A 24,782-nucleotide genomic window follows, 5' to 3' on the forward strand; every position below is an offset into this window, starting at 1 on the left:
AGCAGCCACAGAGCTGACTGAATCTGGTTCTGTGCAAGGACACAGCTTCGGTAACGACAACGAGCATCATTTCCCGGCTTCGGATGCTTCGCCGGGTTCAGCGAAGACGGCAGAAGCCGATGGCGTGGAACGCGGAAATTCGGGGCACTCAAGTTTTTCAGACGCACCTGAAGCAGCTGAGCTCGATGAGCCGAGCATCGCAACGGCCGGTAGCGAGGGCCGCGGTGACTCACAGCACGGGCCTGCAAAGGCGGCAGCCACAGAGTTGACTGAGGCTGGCTTCGCGCCGGGAAATGGCGCCGAGCATCAAGCTCCGGTCTTGGATGTTGCGGGAGCGTCAGCCGGGGAAGAACCGACCGTCGTGGAGCATGGCAACTCCGAGCACGATTTACATGGCTCTAAAGACGCACCCGAAGCAGCTGAGATGGTCAAACCGAGCGTCGCAAATGGCGGTGACTCCGGAAACTGGCCGCAGGCTGCGCAACCTGCTGCAACCGCGTTGGACCCCGTACAGCCGGCTAAAGTTGCCTTCGAGATTGGGGGTGCGGAATTGGCGTTTCGCTTCGATAGCTATGCGACTCCTCCCACATTCGGCGCGGTAGTTGAGCTTGATGGCCCGCCAGGTCGGCACGTTCCGCCCGGTCAGGAAGTGGACCTCCACACCATCGGCAAATCGATCCCTGATGCACTGGACGAACACGCGGTCGTCCCCGTTCATAACGTTCCGCATCACGCCGTTGTACCCGCGCCTCATGACTTGCTGATTTGAAGCGTCCCATCGTTACAGATGTGGGAGCCCTCCGCATCCACCGTCCTTGCGGCTACCCGGTTACGGGGCCGCTGTGTGCTGCACATCAAAAAAGTATCAGTTGCACATTGAAATCGTGGTGGCGGGCCCGGATACCGGTCGCTACGATCCCTAACGAGAGGAAGCGCTGAGCAAATTCAGCCGACAAGGGAACAGGGGCGGATCGTCAAAAACCGCACCGGCCCGAAGGGGAGCGGATATGGAACCGGACCTGGAAGTTGTCCAGATACGGCGCGGCGAGTCGTTCAAGGCGTGGTCGCACGGCTACCCATTCCACACGGTCCGCTGGCATTTCCATCCAGAATACGAGCTGCACCAGGTCGTGGCGACCAGCGGTCGGTATTTCGTCGGCGACTTCATCGGCGAATTCGAACCGGGCAATCTCGTTCTTACCGGCCCCAACCTGCCGCACAATTGGGTGAGCGATCTGCCGGCGGAGACCACCATTCCGCTGCGAGGACGCGTCCTCCAGTTCAGCGAAGAATTCATCGGCGACCTGATAAAGGTCATGCCTGAGCTTTCGGGCCTTGCCTCGCTGCTGGAATTCTCCCGCCGCGGCGCGCTTTTCACCCGCAGCACAAGCGAAGCGGTCGCCCCACTCATGGAGGAGATCGCGACGGCGAACGGTGTGCGCCGGATCGAGCTGTTCCTGATGATCCTGGGAACGCTCTCCCGCGCCCGAAGCGCGCGGCCGCTCTCGAGCCCGAACTATTTGCCTGACCCCTCGGGATACATGTCCGCGGGGATGAACAAGGCGCTCGCCTTCATCCGGCAGAACCTGACGCAGCCTTTCGGTGAAGCCGAGCTTGCGGCCATCGCCGGCCAATCGCAGAGCGCGTTTTCGCGCTCCTTCCGCCGGCACACGGGCATGTCGCTGGTGCAATACGTCAAGCGGCTGCGCATCAATCTCGCCTGCCAGATCCTGATGAGCGACGAGCAGGCGTCGATCACCGACATCTGCTTCGAGGTCGGCTTCAACAATCTCTCCAATTTCAACCGGCAGTTTTTGGCCGAGAAAGGCATGCCGCCTTCGCGCTTCAGGCGATTGCTCGCGCAGAACATCAATGCGGCACGCGCGGCCTAGCCGGCGAAAAAGCAAAGGAGGAGACCACCACGGGAAGAATGACGCGGGCATGCCGATGGCAGCCCGCGACAGGAATCGCTTGTCCAGGAATTCTGCGCGGCTTCGGAGCACCGGCACTCATCGCCGCCGGTGACGGGAGCCGCGAAGGCCCGTCTTCAAGGATCAACCACAGCACTCTAGTTCTGGAAAGGAAAGTCCGAATGAAAAGGTTCTCCCCGAAACATACGGGCACACTGGCCCTGGCCCTGTCGCTGCTTGGCACAACAGCCATGTTCTCGCAGGCCGCAGAGGTGAAGGACGCGACCGTTGCCTTCCTGATGCCGGATCAGGCGTCCACCCGCTACGAACAACATGACTATCCGGGCTTCGCTGCGGAGATGAAGAAGCTCTGCGCAAGTTGCAAGGTGATCTATCAGAACGCCAGTGCTGATGCCACACGGCAGCAACAGCAGTTCAACTCGGTCATCTCGCAGGGCGCCAAGGTGATTGTGCTCGACCCCGTCGACTCGACCGCCGCCGCCTCCCTGGTCAAGATGGCACAGTCGCAGGGCATCAAGGTCATTGCCTATGACCGGCCGGTCCCGGACGCCAAGGTCGATTTCTACGTCTCCTTCGATAACGAAGCCATCGGCAAGGCCATCTCCGAATCGCTCATCAAGCATCTGAAGGCCGCCAACGTCACGGCGAAGGAAGGTGAGGGCGTGCTTGAGATCAATGGATCGCCGACCGATGCCGCCGCGGGGCTCATCAAGAAGGGCATTCACGCCGGTCTCGACAAGAGCGGCTATCCAATTCTCGCCGAATACGACACGCCGGACTGGGCGCCGCCGAAGGCGCAGCAATGGGCGAGCGGCCAGGTCACTCGCTTTGGCAAGAAGATTCTCGGCGTCGTGGCGGCCAATGACGGCACCGGCGGCGGCGCAATTGCCGCCTTCAAGGCCGCTGGCGTCGATCCAGTGCCGCCGGTGACGGGCAACGATGCGACGATCGCCGCGCTTCAGCTCGTCATCGCCGGCGATCAGTACAACACGATCTCCAAGCCCAGTGAGATCGTGGCCGCCGCGGCGGCCCAGGCCGCGGTGAAGTTCCTCTCCGGCGAGACACCCAAGGCGGAAACCACGCTCTTCAATGCGCCGTCGAAGCTGTTCGTGCCGGCGGTCGTCACTCAGGAGAACCTGAAGGCGGAGATCATCGACAAGAAGATCCAGACGGCCGATCAACTTTGCACGGGCCGCTATGCCGCCGGCTGCAAGAAGCTCGGCATCACGCAGTAACTGCGTCCGTCCCGGCCGCTCGCGGCGGCCGGGACGAACGACGAGAGGACGGACTGGCACATGACCACGATCTCGGATGTCGATCACGCGCAGGGTGGACCGCGCAAGCCGGTCTTGAGTCTTCGCGGAATTTCCAAGCATTTCGGCGCCGTGTCCGCCCTGACCAACGTCGATCTCGACGTGCATGCCGGCGAGGTCGTGGCGCTCGTGGGCGACAACGGTGCTGGAAAATCCACGCTGGTGAAGATCCTTGCCGGCGTGCACCAGCCCAGCTCTGGATCGATCGCCTTCGGCGGCGAGCCTGTCACCCTATCCGATCCCGCCGCGGCGCTCGGTCTTGGTATCGCCACCGTGTTCCAGGACCTTGCGCTCTGCGAGAATCTTGATGTGGTCGCAAATATCTTCCTCGGCCGCGAGCTCAATCCGATGCGGCTCGACGAGGTCTCCATGGAGCTCCGCGCCTGGACGCTGCTCAACGAATTGTCGGCGCGGATCCCGAGCGTGCGTGAGCCGGTTGCTTCGCTCTCCGGCGGACAGCGCCAGACCGTGGCGATCGCGCGTTCACTGCTGACCGAGCCGAAGCTCATCCTGCTCGACGAGCCCACCGCCGCGCTCGGCGTCGCCCAAACCGCCGAGGTGCTCGACCTCGTCGAGCGCGTCCGCGCCCGCGGCCTCGGCGTCATCATGATCAGCCACAACATGGAGGACGTCCGCGCGGTCGCGGACCGGATCGTGGTGCTGCGCCTCGGCCGCAACAACGGCGAGTTCGAGCCCGACGCTTCCAACCAGGATCTCGTCACCGCGATCACCGGTGCGGACGAAAACTCGGTCTCGCGCCGCGCCAGCCGGCGCCGGGCCCATCAGTCGCCGGAGCTTGGGCGATGACCGACGACACGCAACAGATTTCGACCGCGCGCCTGCTCGACCGCAGCGACGAGCGGGTCAGGCACGCGGATACGCTCGGCAATACGGTCAGCGCCTTTGTGGACCGCGTGCGGTCGGGCGACCTCGGTTCGCTGCCGGTGGTCGTCGGGCTCATTGTCATCTGCACGGCGTTCGAGAGTCTCAATCCTGTTTTTCTGGCGCCTAACAATCTGGTCAATTTGCTGTTCGATTGTTCGACGGTGGGGGTGATCTCCCTGGGCATCGTCTGTATCCTGATGGTCGGCGAGATCGACCTCTCGGTCGGTTCGGTGAGCGGGTTCGCTTCAGCGCTCGTCGGCGTGCTTTGGGTCGGTCAGGATTGGCCCGTCGCTGTGGCGATCGTCACGGCGTTGGTGCTGGGCGCTGCCATCGGCGCGCTCTACGCATTCCTGTTCAATCGCCTGGGGATGCCGAGCTTCGTCTCGACCCTGGCGGGCCTGCTGGGTTGGCTCGGCCTGCAGCTGTATCTGCTCGGCTCCTCGGGCTCGATCAACCTTCCGTACGGATCGCCACTGGTCAATTTCGGGCAGATGCTCGTCATGCCGCCAATCGTGTCCTACGTGCTGGCGGCGGTTGCGAGCCTTGTGATGTTCGTGACCAGCTATCGCACAGCGATGCGCCGGCGGCAGGCGGGGCTATCGGCCAGTTCGCTCGGCCGCATGGTGCTGAAGGCGCTGCTGGTCACCGTCATGCTCGAATTCGTCGTCTATTATCTCAATCTCGGCCGCGGCATTCCGTGGATGTTCGGTCTGTTTGTCGGCCTGTGCGTGGTCATGAACTACGCGTTGACGCGGACCAAATGGGGCCGCTCGATGTCTGCCGTCGGCGGCAATCGCGAGGCGGCCCGCCGGGCCGGCATCAACGTTCGCCGGGTCTATCTGACCGCGTTCGTGCTTTGCTCCACGCTGGCGGCGGCCGGCGGCATTCTTGCCGCGGCGCGGCTGGCATCTTCCAGCCAGCAGGCCGGGACCGGGGATGTGAACCTCAACGCGATCGCCGCCGCGGTCATCGGTGGCACGAGCCTGTTCGGCGGTCGAGGGACCGCCTATTCCGCTCTGCTCGGCGTGATCGTCATCCAATCCATCGCGAGCGGCCTGACGCTGCTCGATCTCTCCTCGTCGCTACGGTACATGATTACGGGTGCGGTCCTTGCCATTGCGGTCATTGTCGATTCGCTGGCACGGCGCTCGCGTCTCTCCCATGGCCGAGCTTGAATAACTCGAACAAGAAAAGGACAAGCCTTGGCCCAGGAACTTGCAGGAAAAGTTGCCGCGATCACCGGAGCCGCATCGGGCATCGGTCTCGAATGCGCCAGAGCTTTGATCGGCGCGGGCGCGCGGGTGGTGCTGATCGATCGGGCGGAGGAGGCGCTGAGCAAAGCCTGCGTGGAGCTGGGCGATCAGGCGATTCCGTTACGCATCGACCTCACCGATCCCGAGAGCATGCGAGCCGTGATGCCGCAGGTGCTGGAGAAGGCGGGCCAGCTGGACATCTTCCATGCGAATGCAGGTGCCTATGTCGGCGGTGAGGTGCTTGGCGGCGATCCCGACGCCTGGGACCGCATGCTCAATTTGAACATCAATGCGCTGTTCCGGTCGATCCATGCGGTGCTGCCGCATATGGTCGAACGCAAAAGCGGCGACATCATCGTCACCAGTTCGATCGCAGGTCTCGTCCCCGTGGTCTGGGAGCCGATCTATACCGCCTCCAAGCACGCAGTGCAGGCTTTCGTGCATACGCTGCGCCGCCAGGTCGCCAAACACGGTTTGCGCGTCGGCGCCGTTGCACCCGGTCCGGTCGTGACCGCGCTCATCAAAGACTGGCCCAAAGAGAAGATCGAGGAAGAAATGGCGGCAGGTGGCTTGATGCAGCCGGTGGAGGTCGCAGAGGCGGTGCTTTTCATGTTGACGCGTCCGAGGAACGTCACCATCCGCGACCTCGTCATTCTGCCGCAGAGCAACGATCTGTAGCGTTCTCCGATTGGCGATCCAGATGACCAAACAATCCGATGACCGCCATTTTCTTGGCATCGATGTCGGCACCGGCAGCGCGCGGGCCGGCGTGTTCGATCGCTCGGGCAAGCTCCTTGCGAGTGACAACGCTCCCATCGCACTTTGGCGGGAGGCAGGCGACATCGTCGAGCACTCGAGCGAGGACATCTGGCGTGCCGTATGCCGTAGCGTGCGCGGCGCGGTGGCGCAGGCCGGCATCGCGCCGGACTGCATCGCCGGCATCGGCTTCGACGCGACCTGCTCGCTGGTGGTGCTGGGCGAAGGGGGCGCGCCGCTGCCCGTCGGGCCGTCCGGCGATCCTGCTCGCAATGTCATCGTATGGATGGATCACCGCGCCGCCGATCAGGCTCGCCGGATCAACCAGACGGGCGAGACGGTTCTCGACTATGTCGGCGGAACGATCTCCCCCGAGATGGAGACGCCGAAACTGTTGTGGCTCGCCGAAAACATGCCCGATACGTTTTCCCGTGCGTGGCAATTCATGGACTTGAGCGATTTTCTCACCTGGCGTGCGACGGGGAGCCTGTCTCGCTCCATCTGTACCGTGACGTGCAAGTGGACCTATCTGGGCCACGAAAACCGCTGGGACGATCAATTCTTCCGCAGGGTCGGCCTCGGCGTGCTGGCGGACGAGCAGTTCCGCAGGATCGGCACCGAGATCGTGCCCGGCGGAACGAGGCTTGCGGCGGGCCTGACGGCGGAGGCTGCGGCCGATCTCGGACTCGCGACGAGTACGCCGGTCGCTGCCGGCCTCATCGATGCACATGCCGGCGGTGTTGGTACGGTGGGCGCGCGCGGCACGGCGGGCACGGTGCTGACGCGCATGGCCTATGTGTTCGGAACGTCCGCCTGTACCATGACGACCACGCCGGATCCGTCCTTCGTCCCCGGCGTGTGGGGACCCTATTTCTCCGCCATGGTGCCCGGGCTTTGGCTTAATGAAGGCGGGCAGTCGGCCGCCGGCGCTGCCATCGAGCATCTGTTGCAGATGCATCCGCATTCCGCGCAAGCGACGCAGGCGGCACGCCAGAAGCAGCAGACGCTTGCCGATTGGCTCGCTTCGGAAACCGAATCCCGCGGCGGTGACGGAATGATTCCGCAATTGGTCGGCGAGGTTCATGTCGTCCCCGAGTTCCTCGGCAATCGCGCGCCGTTCGCGGACCCCGAAGCGCGTGCGCTGATTGCCGGGCTCGATATGCGCTCGGATCTGGAGAGCTTGCTGGCGCTTTATCTTGCCGGCCTGTGCGGTCTCGGTTGCGGGGCCAGGCAGATCGTTCGCGCCCAGCAGGACAAGGGCATCGCGGTCGATACGATCGTGGTCAGCGGGGGCGCCGCAAAGAGCCGCCTTGTGCGGCAGATCCTCGCCGATATGACGGGTTTGACGGTGGCTGCGTCGGCATCCCCGGAGGCCGTCCTGCTCGGCTCCGCCATGCTTGGATCAGTTGCATCGGGCGATCATGCCAATCTCGGCGAGGCGATGGAGGCGATGTCGGTTCTGGGAGACATCTCTCGACCCCAGGCCGCTCTCGCAGACTGGGCCGATCGGCGCTTTCGAGCTTTCGAGGCCCTGCAGAAGGTCGGTCGGGCAATCAGAAGCGCTTCGTAGCCCATTGCCAGCTGGACCGGGCGTATCCAGGCACGGCTTGCATCCACGTCGGCGCTGCCTGCGTAGGAAAGGGCATTCGCCCCTCTTTCATCATCTCGACACATATGTCATTGTAAGAATACAAATGTATATGACGGGCATTTTTGTCCGGCGAAGGGAGGGCTGCCCATGGGTAGGAAAGTCGCATTCATTGCGGCCTTGTTCGGCGCGTTGGCATTGGTGGGTCCGGCGCAGGCGCGGGTCGAGGTCCAGTGGTGGCACGCCATGAGTGGCGTCCTCGGCGATCGGCTCAATGAGCTGGTCGAGAAGTTCAACAAGTCGCAGGACAAGTACACGATCGTCGCGGTCGCCAAGGGGAACTATGACGAGGTGACCAACGGGGTGATCGCCGCCTATCGCGCCAAGCGGCCGCCGGAGATGGTGCAGATCGCCGAGCGCGGTTACATGACGATGCTGCTTTCAGGGGCCATTGTCCCCGTGCAGGATTTGGTGGAGCAGAAAGGTTACAAGATCGACTTCTCGGACTTCATCAAGCCCGTCGCAAGCTTCTGGAGCTACAAGGGCCGGATGTCGGCGATGCCCTTCAACTCGTCGACGCCGATCTTCTGGTACAACAAGGATCACTTCCAGAAGGCCGGCTTCGACAAGCCGGCCGACACCTGGCAGGAGCTGGAGAAGCAGCTCTACACCATCAAGTCCAAGGGGATCAGCGAGTGCGGCACGGTCCTGCCAGGCGATTTCTACTGGAGCCTGCTCGAGAACTACAGCGCCATCAACAATCAGCCCTACGGTACGCTAGCGAACGGCTTCGACGGGCTCGGCACCGAGTTCGTCTACAACAAGACGAAGGTGGTGTCGCAAGTCGCGCGGCTCAAGAAATGGCTCGATGACGGCGTGATGCAGATCGCGGGTCAGGGCTTCAGTCCGGAACAATTGTTCACGTCGGGGCGGTGCTCGACCTTCGTCAATTCGACCGCCTCGCACGGCAACATCGAGCGCAATGCGACCATCAATTGGAGCGCCACCTTCCTGCCGCACGAGAGCGACATCAATCCGCCTCTCAACAGCACGATCGGGGGTGGGGCCATCTGGGTCATGAAGGGCCACACGCCGGAGCGATACGAGGCCGTCGCAGCCTTTCTGGATTTCGTCGCGCAGCCGGAAACCCAGGTCTGGTGGCATGGCGCAACCGGCTATGTTCCCGCCACCAATCGCGCCTATGCGGTCGCGCGGGAGCGGGGCTACTACAAGGATCATCCGACCAGGGAGATCGCGGTGCTGCAGCTCTCGCGCGGCACGCCGAACGAGAACTCCCGCGGCTTTCGCTTCGGCAACTTCGTGCAGACGATGCTGGCCCAGCGCCAGGAGGTCGAGGCGGTGTTCGCCGGTCAGAAGCAGCCGCAGCAGGCCATGGATGACGCGGTCAAGCGGGGTAACGAGATCCTGCGGCAGTTCGAAAAGCTGAATGCCGGAAAGACTCCGGAAACCGAGCGTCCATGACGTTGCGCCTGTCCATCCCATGGCGCGAGGCACGCGCACCCGTGCTTCAGGGAAGGCACGGGGGCGGTGGGTTCAAGGCCGTGCCGGCGGCAGTCGCCGGCGGCTCGCGTCGGTCGAGCAGAAGGCGGCCGCGTGAGGAGGCCGGACTGAAGCGCGCCAATTTCGGCGACAGTCCGGGCCTGCCGACTTTGCTCTTGCTGCCGCAATTGCTGATCCTGCTGTTCTTCTTCTTCATTCCGTCGCTGCGGGCGCTGATGCAGTCCGTTCTGCTCAGCGATCCGTTCGGGACCAACGTTCAGTTCGTGTGGTTCGATAATTTCAAGACGCTGCTTGCGAGCAGCGACTACCGCCAGTCGATCGCGGTGACGTTCTGGTTCACGGTGGCGCAGAACGTGCTCACATTGGGCAGCGCGCTCGTGCTGGCCTTTGCCACCGACAGGATCGTGCGTGGCCGTTCGGCCTATCGCACGATCATCCTGCTGCCATATGCCATTGCGCCCGCGATCGCCGGCATCCTGTGGGCCTTCCTGTTCAATCCGGCGGTCGGCCCGCTCGCGCAGGTGCTGCACGGGCTCGGTATTGCATGGGACCCCAACCTCAATCCGACCGATGCGCTGATCCTGGTGACACTGGCCGCGTCATGGAAGCACATCTGCTACGATTATATCTTTCTGGTCGTGGGGCTGCTCGCGGTGCCGGTGTCGCTGATGGAGGCTGCCGCCGTGGATGGCGCGGGACCGATCCGCCGCTTCGTCTCGATCGCGCTGCCGATGCTCGGGCCCACCATCTTCTTCCTCACGGTGATGAATTTCATCTATGGCTTCTTCGAAACCTTCGCCATCATCGATGCCGTAACCAAAGGCGGCCCGGCCGGTGCAACCAACATTCTGGTCTACAAGGTCTTCGTCGACGGCTTCGTCAATCTCGATCTCGGCTCTTCGGCTGCACAGTCGGTTCTCTTGATGAGCTTTGCGCTGATCTGCACGCTGCTGCAATTCCGCTACTTCGACCGCAAGGTCAATTACGGGGTCTAGCCGCATGGTGGAACGCTCACCGGTCCTTAACATGCTCTGCCACGCGATCCTGATCGCGGGCGCACTGACGGTCTGCATACCCCTGTATTTCGCGTTCGTGGCCGGCTCGCTCACGGTGGCCGAGGTGCAGAAGGTGCCGTTGCCATGGCTGCCGGGAGGCCAGTTCTTCGACAATCTGCAGCTGGCCTGGAGCAAGGGCAATTTCAGCCGCACCTTCACGAATTCGATTATCGTGGCGCTCGGCATCACGGCCGGCAAGATCGCGGTATCGCTGCTCTCGGCCTTCGCCATCACCTACTTCCGATTCCGCTATCGAATGCTCGCATTCTGGCTGATCTTCATGTCGCTGATGCTGCCGATCGAGGTCCGGATCGTGCCGACCTTCGAAGCCGTGGCAAATGCCGCGCTGCCGCTGCAATGGCTCTTGGATACGCTGCGTGTCGCCGATCTCTGGCGCTGGATCAGCGGGCACGAGGTCGCGATCGCGCTCGAATGGAACATGGTCAACACCTATCCGGGGCTGATCCTTCCGCTGATCGCCTCGGCCACCGCCACGTTCCTGTTTCGCCAATTCTTCCTGACGATCCCGGAGGAGCTGTGCGAGGCGGCGAGGCTGGATGGCGCCTCGCCGCTGCACTTCTTCTGGAGCATCCTGCTGCCGCTATCCGTGCCGAACATGGTGGCGCTCGCCATCATCCTGTTCCTGTTCGGCTGGAATCAATATCTCTGGCCTTTGCTGTTCACGACCGATAAGGAGATGGCAACGGCGGTCATTGCGTTGAAGGGCCTGATTCCCCGCTCCGACAGCGAGCCAGCCTGGAACATCGCCATGAGTGGTGCGCTCCTCACGATGTTGCCGCCGGTGTTGGTCGTCCTGCTGTTGCAACGCTGGTTCATCAAGGGTCTTGTCGACAGCAGCAAATAGGGACTGATCATGGTTTTCATCGCCGGGCATCGCGGCGGACGCAATCTTTGGCCAGAGAACAGCCTGACGGGCTTCCGCAACCTGTGCAGGGAAGGGGTCGACGCAGTCGAGTTCGACGTCCATCAGAGCACGGATGGCGGTGTCGTCGTGATCCATGATCCGCTGCTCGACCGCACCACATTCGAGAGCGGACCGGTGGGCGAGCGCAGCCTGCAACGCTTGACGGCAATGCGTCTTCGTGATGCGGGCGATGAGTGCATTCCGACCTTGGACGAGGTGCTCGACGTGTTCAGCGAAACCACGCTTGAGCTCCACATCGAGATCAAGACGGATGCGCTTGGCAATTCCTATTCGGGCCTCGAAGCGAGGCTGATCGACCAGATCAAGCGCCGGGGCCTGGAACGGCGTGCAATCATCACCTGCTTCGTGCCCGGCGTGATCGAGACCGTGCTCCGGCTGTGGCCGGAGGCGCGGGTGCTCGTTTCGCTCGACCGTCGTTCGGCGGAGATGATGGGCGGAATTGAGCCTGCGCTGACGCGATTGGCCGCCATTCCCGGCTGCATTGTCGCGGTCGAAAAATCACTCCTGGGGCTCGCGTTGCCGCTCGCCCTCAAGGTGCTCGGATCCGAGCGCCTTGGCGCATGGGTGACTAACGAGCCGGAGGATATCGCCTATTGGCTCTCGCAACCGGTGCGGCAGATCACGACCGATCGGCCGGATATCGCCGTGAGCATTCGCCGCAGGCTCGAAACGATGCCGGCGCGCCCATGATTCCCCGCCGCCGCTTTCTCGTGGGATCGCTGGCGAGCGCCGCCTTGGCTGCACCCGCCGGGTTCGTGCGGGGAGCGCCGGTTTCGTTCAGCGCGGATCCGTTCACGCTCGGTGTTGCGTCCGGATGCCCGCGGGAGGATCGGGTCATCCTGTGGACCCGCCTTGCTCCGCAGCCGCTCGAGGGCGGCGGCATGCGGGACGCGGCAGTGGACGTCGAATGGCAGGTTGCGGAGGACGAGGCCTTCTCGCGCATCGCCTCCCGCGGCGTCGTGCGGACGACCGCGGAGCTTGCGCATTCCGTGCATGCCGAGGTGACGGGGCTGCGGCCGGACCGCGTCTACTGGTATCGCTTCCGTGCCGGCCCTGCGCTTAGCCCGATCGGACGCACGCAAACGGCGCCGGCCGGCTCGGGGCGGACGTTCCGTTTTGCTTTCGCATCCTGCCAGCAATACGAGCAAGGCTATTTTACCGCCTACCGCGACATGGCCGCGCGTGATCTCGACCTCGTCGTACATCTGGGCGACTATATCTACGAGAAATCCTGGGGATCGCGCCACGTCCGCCAGCATGGCGTCGGAATTCCGACGACGCTCGAGGAATTCCGCAACCGCTACGCGCTCTACAAGAGCGATCCCGACCTGCAAGCCGCGCACGCTGCCTTTCCCTGGCTTTCGGTCTGGGACGACCACGAGGTGATGGACGATTATGCCAATGATCGCTCCTATACGGCGCGCGATGCTGCTCAGTTCCTCAAGATCCGTGCGGCAGCCTATCAGGCCTATTACGAGCACATGCCGCTGCCTCCCTCGGCGCGCCCGCGCGGCGCCGACGCCACGATCTATGAACACTATCGCTTCGGCGAGATGCTCGACGTGCTGCTGCTCGACGACCGGCAATATCGCTCGGCATCGGCCTGCGTCGGAAGCGGGCGTCCGACCTGGGTGGCTGACTGTGCGAGCCGGACGGATGAAGCGCGGACAATGCTCGGCGAACAACAGGAACAGTGGCTCGATGCCCGCCTGCGCGACTGTCGCGGCCGTTGGACGATCGTCGCGCAGCAGACATTGATGGCGCAGGACAAGCGGGAAGGGGACGATGGTGCTCACTTCTGGATGGACGGCTGGGACGGCTATCCCAACGCCCGCCGCCGTCTCCTCGATTCGCTCGTGGCGCAACGCCGACGCAATCCGATCGTGATCGGCGGCGACCGTCACGCCTTCTTTGCCGCCGATCTGAAGCATGATTTCGCCCGGCCAGATCGACCGACCATTGCGACCGAGTTCGTCGGCACGTCGATCACCTCAGACGGTCCGAGCGAAGCCAGCGTGCGCAAGGCGCTGGCGGAGAATCCGCATCTGGTCTACGCGCGAGGCGACAAGCGCGGCTATGCGACCGTGGAGCTCGACGCCCGGCGTTGCACTGTGGGATTCGAGGCGCTCGACGACGTCAAGGATGCCGCGAGCGCGGTGCGCCGGCTGACGAGCTTTGTGGTCGAGGATGGCGTGCCGGGCGCGAAGGCCGCATGACGAAATCCGCATCGCAGAGATTTGACGACCAACGAAAGATCGCCTCAAATGCTCCGACGTCTGACTGTGCCTTGGGGCCGCTGCGGGGGGCTGCGCCGTGACTGATCAAACCATCCTGCGGGTCGCTTGGCTCTACTACATGGAGAACCTGACCCAGGCCGAGATCGGCGAGCGGCTGGGGCTGACCCGCGCCCGCGTCAATCGCATGCTGTCGGATGCCCGGCAGACCGGTATCGTCAACATCCGCCTCAACTCCGCCTTTGCGAGCTGCACGGAGCTGGAGCACCGCCTGCGCCGGGAATGCGGTCTGGAGGACGCGGTCGTCATCCCGAGCCCGGGGAATCCCGAGCAGGTCGGCAGCCTGATCGGGATGGCGGCGGGCGCGTATTTATCGAAATTCCTCGAACAGAAGCGGCCGCGCATCATCGGTATCGGATGGGGCGCGACCTTGCGTGAGACCATCCGTTACGTCACGCCGGCGGACTATCCCGAGCTCTCCATCGTCTCCATGATGGGGGGCCTGTCGCGTGGACTCGAGCTCAACACCTTCGAGATTGCGGGTGAGCTCGCGCACCGGCTGCACGCCCAGTGCAGCTATCTGGCCGCCCCGATCTTTGTCAGCAGCCGGCGCTCGCGCGACACCTTCCTGGCCCAGGAGGTCTATCAGGAGGTGCTGAACAGCGTTGAGAAGATCGATCTAGCGCTGTTGAGCATGGGAGATCTGACGCCGCGCTCGCTGCTGATGCGGCATGGGCTGCCGCCGGACGTTCGTGCCGAGCACCTGCGGGCGGCAGGCGCCGTCGGCGACGTCCTGGCGCAATTTCTCGACAAGACCGGCCGGCCCATAGATCACGGCATCAACAGCCGCGCCATTGCGCTGCCGCTCGAGAAGCTGGCGCGGGTGCCGACGTCGATGCTGATCGCCGGGGGGCTCAACAAGGCGCCGATCATCGCCGCGGTGCTGCGCGGGCGGATCGGCAAGGTGCTGGTGACGGACGAGAACACCGCCGTCGCCGCGCTGAAACTGATCGACAAGCAGAAATAACCGCTTTCTCACAACGAAGAGGGGATCCACGCCTTCGGCACCGAGGGCGCGAGGCCCCCGTGCGCGCCGAACGGCGTGCAAAAGCATTTGTCACCTAAGGATTACATATGTAATATGAGGGGGACAACTGCTCAGAAGGATGGCGTCGACATGCGCGCTGCGGTGCTCCAGGACATTCGTGACATCCGAGTCCTCGATATCCCCGAGCCGAAGCCGCTCGCGGAGGACGAACTCATCATCCGCGTCAAGGCTGTCGGCGTTTGCGGCAGCGATTTGCATTCCTATCTCGAGGGCGGAACAACTGGCCCGACCCAAGTCAGGCCGTTCGTCCTGGGCCATGAGTTCTCGGGTGTCCTCACGCCGGACTCGGCGCGAAAAGCGGGGTTCTCGGCCGACGCGTTGGTGGCGGTCGATCCTTCCATTCCCTGCGGCCGTTGCGAATGGTGTCACCGCGGTCACACCAATCTCTGCCCCAACGTGAAATTCCTGGGCTACGCGCCTCACAACGGCGCCATGGCCGAATTCGTCTGTGTGCCCCGATCCGCCGTGCATCTGGTGCCTGACAGCATCGACCCGGCCGGCGCGGCGATCCTGGAGACGCTTGGCGTCGCGATCCATGCGATGGATCTGGCGCGCCCGCGGCTTCTGGAAAGCGTGGCGGTGCTCGGCTGCGGGCCGGTGGGATTGCTGCTCGTGCAACTGGCGCGGCTTGCAGGTAGCGGAAAGATCATCGCGATCGACCCCGTCGAGCAGCGTACTGCACTGGCCTGTGATCTCGGGGCGGACGTGGCGTGCCGCAGCTACGCCGAGGTCGGGGACGCCACCGAAGGCCGCGGCGTCGATCTGGTGATCGAGGCAACCGACTCATCGCACGGCTTCGAGCATGCGGCCCGCTGCGCCCGCATCGGTGGCCGAGTCGTCCTCGTCGGCATCCCGGAGAATAATCAGTACGTCCTCAGCGGCGCGGAGTCGCGTCGAAAGGGCCTGTCGATCAAGTTTTCACGGCGCATGCCGGAAGTTTATCCGCGCGCCATCGCGCTTGCGCAAGGCGGGCAGGTCAAGCTGGCGCCGCTGGCCACGCATCGTTTCTCGCTCGACCAGACGCCTGCCGCGTTCGAGCAGCAGGTCGCGCGGCGCGACGGCATCATCAAGGCGATCATCTGCCCGTAGATTGAGCGCTCTCTCGCAAGTGCTCGGCAGGACTGGTGCCAATGGCGAAATCGTCGAAGCTGGTCGTCGCAAGAAAGGGACGCGTCCTGATGGTCAGACGCAGGCGCGACGGGCTCTGGATGTTTCCCGGCGGCCGAAGGCGAGCAGGCGAGAGCGACAGGAGATGCCTTCGTCGCGAGATCAAGGAGGAGCTTCCCAAGCTGAAGCTCGGGCCGTTGAAACTATGGAAGGAAGTGAAGGCGAGAAAGAGCCGAACCGGCCGGCGGATGAGTGATGCGATCTTCCTGGCCAAGAAGGTGTCGGGGCGCCTGAAGGTCGGCGACAAGAAGGAGATCGATCGAGCGGTTTGGCGCAAGCCGCGCGGCGCCAGACTGACCCCGACGTCGCGCTACATCCGCGATAAGCTGTTTCCGAGATAAAACTCCGTCATCGCAGCGCCTGGCGCAGGAGAGTCAGCAGTTCCTCATGGATCAATCCGTTGGAGGCGATCTTGTCGAGATCGTCGTTGCGGCACGGGCGCCCCGTCAGTGTCGTGACCTTCCCGCCGCCGGCCCACACCATCGGCAACGCGGCAGCGTGCGAAACGATGTCGGCTTTCAATGAGACAAAGCCGTCCAGGAGACCCGAGGCCACCATCGTCGTCTCGAAGGCGCCCGAGACGACGATACGCACGCCGCGCGCCACTTTGCCGAGCAGTTCGATTACACGCGTCGTCCGCTGGACTTCGTCGGGCGAGAAATGCGAGGTCAGAATCACCGAGACGACCGCATCTGACAGCGAACGCGTCGTGGAGACGCGGGCGGGCACGCCATCGATCGTTGCGCCTGCCCCCGCGAGATAGCGCGCAGTCAGTCCGATCTTGGGAGCGTTGATCAGGCCAAGTTTCGTCTCACCGTCGACCTCGTAGGCGACCGTCACGGAAAACCACGGCAGTCCCTGCGCGTAGTTGATCGTGCCGTCGAGCGGATCGATGATCCAGCGCGCCGCATTGTCCCCTTGGCTCGCGCCGCTCTCCTCGGCCAGGATGCCGGCATCCGGCGTCAGCGCCTTCAAGCCCGCGACGACGATCGCCTCGGAGGCAAGATCCGCCTCGGTGACGATATCGAGCCCGTCCTTGCGCTCTGTGCGTAGCGGCGTGGATTGCATCGCGACCAACCTGGCTGCAGCCTCAGCAACGACGGCCTCTGCGCGCCATAGCAGCGTCGGAAGGCTCTTGCGCTCCTCGGTTCCCGGATCGTCCCGATCGGGCGCGATGTCGAACGGACGACCAAAGTCTCCGATCGGGACGAGATGGCTGCTGATGCCCATGTCCGGCCGCCAACAATGCAAGGCAAATCCCGGCGGCTCCTTGATGAAGCGGTTACCACGACCTGGCTGCAGGTCGAGCGCGACCTGGTGCGCCGTGCTCGGCGCCACATAGCCCACGGTCCCCGCGTAGCGCACCGTGATCGAGCGGTGATAGTGACCGCACAGCACACGTTCGGTGTCCGGATGGTCCTTGATGATTGCGTTGAGCGCTGTAGCGTCGCTGATACCCAGCTCGTCCATTCCGTCGGCTCCGACGAGGAACGGCGGATGATGAATGATAATGACCGTCGGCTTGCTGGGGCCTTCCGCGAGCACTTCGCGCAGCCATTGTTGCCGCGCCGCGCAGAAGGTCCCGTGGATCTGTCCGACCTCGACGCTGTCGAGGAAAATCAGCCGGACCGGGAACTCATCCACGACAAAGTTGATGAAGCCGTCGGACGGAAGATAGCGGTGGCGTGGTCGCAGCGACCGTATGAACTGCTCGCGCCGGTCGTGGTTGCCGGGAATGACGAATACCGGCATCGGCAGCCTTGCCAGGCCGGCGGCGACAATCTCGTATTCCTCCTCGAGCCCGCAGTCGGTCAGATCGCCGCTGACCACGACGCAGTCGGGTTCCGGACCGAGGTTCAGCACGGCGTCGATCGCGTCGTGAAACATCGCGTTGGTATCGATGTCGCCGTAAGCTTTCCTGCCATGCGGGCGCACATGGAAATCGCTCAGCTGGGCAATGATGAACACGGGAGTCCTGTTCCGGGGAGAAGGGCCTTTAACAGCGCTTGGTCACCTGCTGTGGCCGGCTGTCCGTTGCTTACGAACTCTTCATCAAGGCGTTGCTTTCCTTGACCATGCGATCGAGCCCGGCCTCGGCGGTCGTCTCGCCGCGCATGACGGCATGGATGATCTCGCGCTGCGTGCGCCAGATCTTCACGGACTGTCCGCCCGGATAGCCCTGCCATGGCTTCGCGCGCTCGATCTGCTGCGACACGGTGCGGAAGTTCGGGTTCTTGTCGTAAAACGGAGCCAGGAAGTCGGGCCCCGAGGCGCGCAAATTGGTCGGCATGTAGCCCGTAGTCTCCACCACGATTTTCTGCGCTTCAGGTCCGCTCACGAATTTCAGGAACTCCCAGGCGGCCCGCTGCTTCGCCGGATCTTTCGCCGTGATGATTGCCGCGTTGCCGCCGGTGGGCAGCCCACCTTTCTGCTTGTCGTCGATCGGGAAGGTGCAGGTGCGCAAGGTGAACTTGTCGCCGATCAGATCCGTGACCTGGCGCAACCGGGCCGGCGTGTCGGCGAAGATGCCGATTTTCCCGGCGATGAACTGCTGGCGCGAGGAGTCCCAATCGATCAGCGGCATCTTGGCATCGGCCACGAACCGCCGGCAGTGGACCAGAGCCTTCAGCCCGGCATCCTTGCCGAAACCGGCAGTGGTTTCCGACGCGTCGAGCATCTGCCCGCCACCTTGCAGGATCAGGGAACGGAACAGCCAGTCGTCGGGCCAGTCATGGATGTTATAGGCTATGCCGGCGACATCGGATCCCTTGCTCTTGATGTTGACGGCGAGCGCGATCATGTCCGTCCAGTTGTCGGGCATCCTGTCCGGATCGCCGCCCGCCTCCTTCACGAGCTGCGTGTTGAAATAGATGACCGGCAGCGACGCATTGAATGCGAGGCCGTAGATCTTGCCGTCGACCGCCCCGAGGGCCAGGATTCCGTCGGAATAGTTGGCCTTGCGCCAGGCGGCGTCCTCCTTCTGCAGCAGCGAGGCGACCTCGGTGATCTGGTTGCGTTTCACCAGCGTGCGCACGAGCTCGGCGAGGAGGTGATAACCCGAATAGTAGACGTCGGGCAGCTGGTTGGTGACGGCCTGCCGCAGCATGGTCTGATGACCTTCGTCATAGCTCGCCGCCGGCGCCCGGAACTGGATCTTGATGCCCGACTGCCGCTTCATGAACTCCTGGGCGATCGGCTCATGGAATTTCGCGAAGGCAGGAAAGGCATAAAGGACATCCAGCGTAACGTCCTGCGCGTGGGCCGATCGCGTCAGGAGCGGGCTTGAAAGCGCGGTCGTCCCAACGGCCGCGGCGCTTTTCAGGAGGTCTCGGCGATGCAGCATGACGGTGTCTCCCTAGCGGTTGTTGAAGTCATTTGATTCCGGTCATCGTGATGCCGGCAAGGAAATGCCGCCGCGCGATCAGGAACGCGATGACCAGCGGCGCCGTGATGATGGTGGCGCCGGCGGCGAGCGCCCCGTAATTCGAGCCCAACTCGGAATCGGCGAAATACATCATGCCGAGCGGCGGCGTCGCGAGCTTGGTGTCGGAGACGACGATGAGCGGCCAATACAGGTCGTTCCAGTGCGCCACGACAGAGAAGATCGAAAACGCCGCGATCGCCGGCCATGCGCTCGGCACGACGATGCGCCACACGATTTCGAACTCACCGACGCCGTCGAGCCGCGCGGCCTGGATGATCTCATCCGGATAGGACTTGAAGAACTGGCGGAACAGGAAAATCGCGAACACCGACAGGAAGAAGGGCATCATCATCGAGAGGTAGGTGTTGAGGATGCCGAGTTCGGCGAACGCGATGTAGAGCGGGAGCGAGGGCGCCTGGACCGGAATGCAGAGTCCGAGCAGGACCAGCGAAAACAGGATCGGCCGTCCCGGAAACTTCAGCTTGGCGAGCGCATAGGCGCAGGGAATTGCGACCAGCAGCTGGACGACGAGGATTCCGCCGCAGACGATGAGTCCGTTGAGCAGAAAACGCAGCAGTGGCGCGGTGCTCAGGGCAGATTCGAAATTCTGCCATCCATAGAACTGGCGCGGCCAGAGCCGGAACGTCGCCTCGAAGATCTCGCCCGGCGGCTTGATCGCGCTCGTCAGCATGAAAACGAACGGCAGCAGCATGAAGACGGCGCCGCCGATCAGCACCGCGTGGACGAGCGCAAGCGACACGAGGCGCCGCATCCGGATCGCCACCGGCGTCGGCGGGCGAGTGATCGTGGCCGATGTGCGCATCAATAGTGCACCCGTCGGTCGAGGATGAAGGTCTGCAGCACCGAGAACACGAGGGTGAACGCCAGGAAGACCAGCGTGAGCGTCGCCGCATAGCTCATGTGGAAGTACTGAAACCCCTCCAGATAGATGGCATACAGCAGCACCTCGGATGCGCCTCCGGGGCCTCCACGCGTCATCACCGCAACCGTGTCGAAGATCTTGAAGGCGGTGATGAAGGTCGTCACGGTCACGAACATCGTCGTCGGACCGAGCATCGGCCACGTCACTTTCAGGAAGCGGTCAATGGGGTGGCTCGCGCCATCGATATCGACAGCTTCGTAGAGATCGCGGGGAATAGCCGAGAGGCCGGCGAGAAACAGCACCATGTTGAAGCCGACGAGCTGCCAGATGCCGATCGCGGCGAGCGTCGGGATGACGAGGCGCGGCTCGCTCAGGAAAGCTGTCTCCGCGAACCCCAGTCCCTTGAGCGCCTGATTGATGAGCCCCAGGGTCGGGTGCAGCAGGAACTGCCACATCGTGGCCATTGCGATGAGCGTCGAGGTGACGGGGAGAAAATAGATAACCTCATAGAGGCTGCGCGTGCGCTTGCGCTGGTGGATCAGGAGTGCGACCAGCAGCGAGATCAGGACGCCGCCGGGCACGACAATCGCCACGTAGAGCAGGGTATTGGTCACCGAGCGACGAATCACGGGATCCTGCAGTGCCGCGCCGAAGTTTTTGAAGCCGACGAACGAGAAGTCGAGCGCACCCAGCTCGTAGTTGGTGAAACTCAGGAAGGCGAGAGCAGCCAGCGGCGCCAGATTCGTCAGGACCAGCAGGATGAAGGCCGGCGCGGCAAAGCCCAAGCCCGCGAACCGCTCGACCCATCGCTGGCGGCCGGCTGGCGGCGCCGCGTCGAGCGGAGTGATTTGAACCGCGACCGTGGTCATCGGACCTCGCTCGCGCGGCGCAGGTCTCGACCGGCTGCATTGCGGCTTTCCACATCGATGCGTTGACCGTTGTGGTCGAACACGTGACAATCCCTTGGCTCGAAGGCTAGCGGGACTTCGCCCTCGGGGATCGGGATGCTGTTGTCGACCCGGCAGAGCACCGCCACTTCCGGGGAGGCCACGAGATCGAAGTGAAGGATGCTTTCCGAGCCCAGATTCTCGCGGCGACGGAGCCTGCACGTGACGGCGCACGGTCCGCCTCCGATCCGCATCGCTTCCGGACGCACGCCGACCGTTAGTTCCGGCGCCGGCGCGTTGCGAACATCGATCGGCAGCGTCCGGCCGAGCAGCTCGACCTGGCCGCCGGGGCCCACATGGGCCGGAAATAGATTGATCGCCGGACTGCCAATGAACTGCGCGACCGCAGTCGTGGCGGGCCGTTCGTAGACCTCGGCGGGGGTGCCGAGCTGGAGTATGTTGCCGTGATCCATCACGGCAAGGCGATCGGACATCGTCATCGCTTCGATCTGGTCGTGTGTCACGTAGATCATCGTGGCGCCGAGACGCGCGTGCAGCTCGGTCAGCTCGCCACGCATGTGCACACGCAGCTTGGCGTCGAGGTTCGACAATGGCTCGTCCATCAGGAAAGCCTGCGGATGACGCACCATTGCGCGGCCGAGCGCGACGCGCTGCCGTTGACCGCCCGAAAGCTGTCCGGGGCGGCGGTGAAAGAAGGTGTCGATTCGAAGCTGCTCCGCGACGGCCCGCACCTCGCGCGCGATCTCGTCCATGACGCGCCTGCGGCGGAGCGACAAATGACGCATCAAGGGCAGGCGCTCGAACAGGTTGAGGCGCGTCATGGTGAGCGGCAGCGCTATGTTGTCGAACACCGACATGTGGGGATAGAGCGCGTAATTCTGGAACACCATGGCGATTCTGCGCTCGTGAGGCCGCATATGGTCGACCGAAGTCCCGCCGATCGACACCGAACCGCGGTCCTGCGATTCGAGGCCGGCAATGATGCGCAGGAGCGTCGACTTGCCACAGCCGGAGGGGCCAACCAGCGTCAGAAATTCGCCGTCCGCAATATCGAGGTCGATGTCGTTGAGGACGGATGTGTCGCCGAAAGCCTTATCGATGCCGCGCAATGTGAGGCCGGCCATCGCAGATCACGCCTCAGCATCGCGCGGTGGATAGACTTCGTGCAAGACGTCGTCGATCCAGTAATCGGTGAGGCCGGGCACCGGACGAATGCTCACGTCGATATTTTCGCCGTCGATGTCGTAGACCACCGCCCCAAGCCGTGCAGCGCCGCCCATCGGCGGCGCCAGTTTCGCACCGACCAGAAAGCCGGCCGCCGGCCCCCAAATGTAGTGCGTGCCGTTCAGCCGGATTTCGTGCCAGCGATGCAGATGTCCACTGGCCACGATCTCCACCTGGTAGCGTTGCAGCAGATCGAGAAGGGCGCGGCGCGGCTCCGGCTTGACCGACCAGTAACCGGTGTCGGCCTCGGTCGGTAATTCGATGAACAGCGGCCGGTGGGTGAACCAGGCAAGGCGACGCCCCGCAGCATCGGCCATCGCGGCCTCGAGCCATTCGGTCTGCTGCGCCTCTTCGGGGCCGCCGCCGAAGATCATCGAATTGAGGCCGATCAGGCGCCAACCGTCCACATCGCGTAGCCAGCGGTCGTCGCCGAAGTGGCGGCTAAAGCGATCGAGCCGCTCGCCATTTACCGGCTGATGCGGATTGCCGACCTCGCCGACGTCATGATTTCCCGGAACCGCCACGACAGGGACGCCGAGCGAGGCCAGTTGGGTCGCGCAATATGCTGCGTCGGTTTCCTGATCGGCTGCATCGACCGTCACGTCGCCGGTATGTATGACGAGATCTGGCTTATGCTGCGCGATCCAACGGGCAAGTGGCGCCCAGTTCGCGTCGAAGTGCTGCTTGCTCGGGCTGAGATGCGTATCGGAAATCTGAATAACTCGGACCATGACGCCTCTGCTTTGGGTCGCGTGTCATGCCGTGCGTTGGGCGCGCAGCGGTCTGTCGCTCGAATCGAATGCGCTGCCCCGCGCCGCGCGGAGTGGTCATTGTAGTTGTGAGATCTGAAGCTTCCGGCGCCCTCCCTGGCTGACGATGCCGCTTAAGCCGCTTGTGTCATCTCAAATCAACTATACATATGAACTGTCATTGTGACAAATGTAATTCACACAAGACAAGCGGATCATGCGCGGATGTGAGCAACCGGGTGTGTCGTCTGACCAGGGACGGAAACTTCGGTCTGCGCGGTCGCGATTGAATGGCGCAGCGTCTCCGCAACCTGGATTCACATGACCGACCGACATGATCGAAGCCGATATCTCCAAGCTGAGTGCTCGAGGGCCTTTGATGCGTGTCCTATGAGTGGCGTGTGCCCTCTCGCTGAGCGTTTGCGTGACGCGTTCACCGGGACTCCGAAGACGCGATTTCCACTTCCAATTCGTGCATATGTGGTTCTAGAAGAGCCAGGTTGCGGAAGCCTCGTCACACCAGATTTCTTCGTTCCAATCACATCAAGGGTCGGGCAGAGGCGGAATATCTCAGTAAAATTAACGGGTTAGATCGGAAATTTTCCATGGTCCGATGACGGATTGGAGCGAGAGTTCTAGTTCTTCAATCGGTTAGGAAGCGGCGTGCGCACTACGTGTGCACCGGGAGATCAAAGAAAATCTCGAGAGCGCCAACGGACTCCATCCGTTTGAGAGCACGACGAGCGTATATTGCCTGCCAATCCGCTCAGCCTGAGCTACGGCTGTGAATCTGAGCGTCGGTTTGCGCTAGGTGTTGGTTTGTGGAGAAGCGCGATCGAGCCGCATAGATAGCTAAATGCTTCGGCGCTCGCGCAGCTTGCGGAAGTCGTCACCGGCGTGGTGTGAGGATCGCGTCAGTGGCGTGGCCGAGACCATGAGGAATCCCTTGGCATAGGCGGTCTTCCGATAGGCCTCGAATTCATCAGGGGGCACGAAGCGCATCACGGCATGGTGCTTGCGCGTCGGCTGGAGATACTGGCCGATGGTCAGGAAATCGACGTCGGCGGAACGCAGATCGTCCATCAACTGCAGCACCTCGCTGCGGTCCTCGCCGAGGCCGACCATGATTCCCGATTTGGTGAAGATGCGCGGGTCGAGCTCCTTCACGCGTTGCAGGAGTCGGACCGAATGGAAATAGCGCGCACCTGGGCGCACCGCGAGATATTTTGACGGCACCGTTTCCAGATTGTGATTGAGCACGTCTGGCCTTGCGGCAACGACCGTCTCGAGTGCGCCGTGCTTGCGCAGGAAATCAGGCGTGAGGATTTCAATTGAGGTCGCCGGGCTCATTGCGCGGATCGCCGCAATTGTGGCTGCGAAATGGGCGGCCCCGCCGTCGGCGAGGTCGTCGCGATCGACCGAGGTCACGACCACATGCTCGAGCCCAAGCTTGGCGACGGCGTCGGCGACCTTGCCGGGCTCGTCGGCATCGAGTGGGTCGGGCAGGCCGGTGCGCACGTTGCAGAACGCGCAGGCGCGCGTGCAGGTGTCACCCATAATCATGAAGGTCGCGTGCTTCTTCGCCCAGCACTCGCCGATGTTGGGACAGCCGGCTTCCTCGCAGACGGTCACGAGCTTGTTTTCGCGCACGATACGTCGCGTCTCGGTCCATTGGGCGGAGCCGGGGGCTTTCACGCGGATCCATGCGGGCTTTTTTTGTAGCGGCGTGTCCGGGCGGTTGACCTTTTCGGGATGGCGCGGCCGATCGGTCCGCAGCTTCGTTCGCGGATCGTCGTTGAGGAAATCAAGTAGCACCGTCATGCGCCCACCCCTTGCG

21 protein-coding genes and 1 pseudogene are annotated in these 24,782 nt (G+C 63.2%); 15 read left to right on the plus strand and 7 right to left on the minus strand.

From position 1 onward, the window contains the following. The 15 genes and pseudogenes from IC66_RS46000 to IC66_RS0100140 all read left to right on the plus strand — a co-directional run. Window positions 1-769: pseudogene (locus IC66_RS46000) on the plus strand (LuxR C-terminal-related transcriptional regulator); the annotation flags it as partial. A gap of 238 nt (window positions 770-1,007) precedes the next feature. Then, window positions 1,008-1,892 (plus strand): AraC family transcriptional regulator, encoded by an 885-nt coding sequence (locus IC66_RS0100075; RefSeq protein ID WP_038946224.1) that lies wholly within the window; start codon window positions 1,008-1,010, stop codon window positions 1,890-1,892. A 200-nt stretch (window positions 1,893-2,092) separates the two neighbouring features. Beyond that, window positions 2,093-3,166, plus strand: a complete 1,074-nt coding sequence (locus IC66_RS0100080; protein WP_028145361.1) for an ABC transporter substrate-binding protein — start codon at window positions 2,093-2,095, stop codon at window positions 3,164-3,166. A gap of 60 nt (window positions 3,167-3,226) precedes the next feature. Beyond that, window positions 3,227-4,051 (plus strand): ATP-binding cassette domain-containing protein, encoded by an 825-nt coding sequence (locus IC66_RS0100085; protein WP_038946225.1) that lies wholly within the window; start codon window positions 3,227-3,229, stop codon window positions 4,049-4,051. After that, window positions 4,048-5,304, plus strand: coding sequence for a sugar ABC transporter permease (locus IC66_RS0100090; protein WP_038946227.1), 1,257 nt, complete (start codon window positions 4,048-4,050; stop codon window positions 5,302-5,304). Before IC66_RS0100085 ends, IC66_RS0100090 begins: the two co-directional genes overlap by 4 nt. Window positions 5,305-5,331: 27 nt before the next feature. After that, window positions 5,332-6,060, plus strand: a complete 729-nt coding sequence (locus tag IC66_RS0100095; RefSeq protein ID WP_038946228.1) for an SDR family oxidoreductase — start codon at window positions 5,332-5,334, stop codon at window positions 6,058-6,060. A gap of 22 nt (window positions 6,061-6,082) precedes the next feature. Further along, window positions 6,083-7,708, plus strand: a complete 1,626-nt coding sequence (locus IC66_RS0100100; protein WP_038946229.1) for an FGGY-family carbohydrate kinase — start codon at window positions 6,083-6,085, stop codon at window positions 7,706-7,708. A gap of 168 nt (window positions 7,709-7,876) precedes the next feature. Further along, window positions 7,877-9,208: an extracellular solute-binding protein gene (locus tag IC66_RS0100105; RefSeq protein ID WP_063615352.1), complete on the plus strand. Its 1,332-nt coding sequence runs from the start codon at window positions 7,877-7,879 to the stop codon at window positions 9,206-9,208. Then, window positions 9,205-10,242, plus strand: a complete 1,038-nt coding sequence (locus IC66_RS0100110; RefSeq protein ID WP_083859247.1) for an ABC transporter permease subunit — start codon at window positions 9,205-9,207, stop codon at window positions 10,240-10,242. The genes IC66_RS0100105 and IC66_RS0100110 overlap by 4 nt, the downstream gene beginning before the upstream one ends. A 4-nt stretch (window positions 10,243-10,246) precedes the next feature. Then, the gene (locus IC66_RS0100115; protein ID WP_028145354.1) at window positions 10,247-11,167 is read left to right on the plus strand and encodes an ABC transporter permease subunit; all 921 of its coding nucleotides are present in this window, start codon (window positions 10,247-10,249) and stop codon (window positions 11,165-11,167) included. A gap of 9 nt (window positions 11,168-11,176) precedes the next feature. Further along, window positions 11,177-11,938 carry a glycerophosphodiester phosphodiesterase family protein gene (locus tag IC66_RS0100120; RefSeq protein WP_028145353.1) on the plus strand — a complete coding sequence of 254 codons (762 nt, stop codon included), beginning with the start codon at window positions 11,177-11,179 and terminating at the stop codon, window positions 11,936-11,938. Continuing rightward, entirely contained in the window at window positions 11,935-13,464 is a 1,530-nt protein-coding gene (locus tag IC66_RS0100125) for an alkaline phosphatase D family protein (RefSeq protein ID WP_038946232.1), read from the plus strand. Before IC66_RS0100120 ends, IC66_RS0100125 begins: the two co-directional genes overlap by 4 nt. Window positions 13,465-13,561: 97 nt before the next feature. Beyond that, entirely contained in the window at window positions 13,562-14,509 is a 948-nt protein-coding gene (locus IC66_RS0100130) for a sugar-binding transcriptional regulator (protein WP_197905462.1), read from the plus strand. A 150-nt stretch (window positions 14,510-14,659) separates the two neighbouring features. After that, complete coding sequence (locus IC66_RS0100135) at window positions 14,660-15,679, plus strand: zinc-dependent alcohol dehydrogenase (protein WP_028145350.1); 1,020 nt, start codon at window positions 14,660-14,662, stop codon at window positions 15,677-15,679. A 41-nt stretch (window positions 15,680-15,720) separates the two neighbouring features. After that, window positions 15,721-16,098: an NUDIX hydrolase gene (locus IC66_RS0100140; RefSeq protein WP_038946233.1), complete on the plus strand. Its 378-nt coding sequence runs from the start codon at window positions 15,721-15,723 to the stop codon at window positions 16,096-16,098. A 7-nt stretch (window positions 16,099-16,105) separates the two neighbouring features. Here the strand turns inward: IC66_RS0100140 and IC66_RS42960 are convergent, their stop codons facing one another. From IC66_RS42960 to lipA, 7 genes are all read right to left on the minus strand, one after another. Next, window positions 16,106-17,725 carry an inositol monophosphatase family protein gene (locus tag IC66_RS42960; protein ID WP_063712052.1) on the minus strand — a complete coding sequence of 540 codons (1,620 nt, stop codon included), beginning with the start codon at window positions 17,723-17,725 and terminating at the stop codon, window positions 16,106-16,108. A 70-nt stretch (window positions 17,726-17,795) separates the two neighbouring features. After that, window positions 17,796-19,100: an ABC transporter substrate-binding protein gene (locus tag IC66_RS0100150; protein WP_038946235.1), complete on the minus strand. Its 1,305-nt coding sequence runs from the start codon at window positions 19,098-19,100 to the stop codon at window positions 17,796-17,798. Between the two features lie 28 nt (window positions 19,101-19,128). Next, a complete protein-coding gene (locus IC66_RS0100155) occupies window positions 19,129-19,953 on the minus strand; it encodes a carbohydrate ABC transporter permease (RefSeq protein WP_028145347.1) in 825 nt (274 codons plus the stop codon). A gap of 50 nt (window positions 19,954-20,003) precedes the next feature. Next, complete coding sequence (locus IC66_RS0100160; protein WP_038946236.1) at window positions 20,004-20,933, minus strand: carbohydrate ABC transporter permease; 930 nt, start codon at window positions 20,931-20,933, stop codon at window positions 20,004-20,006. After that, the gene (locus IC66_RS0100165) at window positions 20,930-22,096 is read right to left on the minus strand and encodes an ABC transporter ATP-binding protein (RefSeq protein WP_038946237.1); all 1,167 of its coding nucleotides are present in this window, start codon (window positions 22,094-22,096) and stop codon (window positions 20,930-20,932) included. Before IC66_RS0100165 ends, IC66_RS0100160 begins: the two co-directional genes overlap by 4 nt. Before the next feature lie 6 nt (window positions 22,097-22,102). Then, on the minus strand, window positions 22,103-22,927 hold the full coding sequence (locus tag IC66_RS0100170; protein WP_038946238.1) for a metallophosphoesterase family protein: 825 nt from the start codon (window positions 22,925-22,927) through the stop codon (window positions 22,103-22,105). A gap of 870 nt (window positions 22,928-23,797) precedes the next feature. After that, complete coding sequence (lipA, locus tag IC66_RS0100175; protein ID WP_038946239.1) at window positions 23,798-24,766, minus strand: lipoyl synthase; 969 nt, start codon at window positions 24,764-24,766, stop codon at window positions 23,798-23,800. Between the last annotated feature and the right edge of the window lie 16 nt (window positions 24,767-24,782).

The organism is Bradyrhizobium genomosp. III (assembly GCF_000261705.1).
GTDB classification, from domain to species: Bacteria; Pseudomonadota; Alphaproteobacteria; order Rhizobiales; family Xanthobacteraceae; genus Bradyrhizobium; species Bradyrhizobium ottawaense.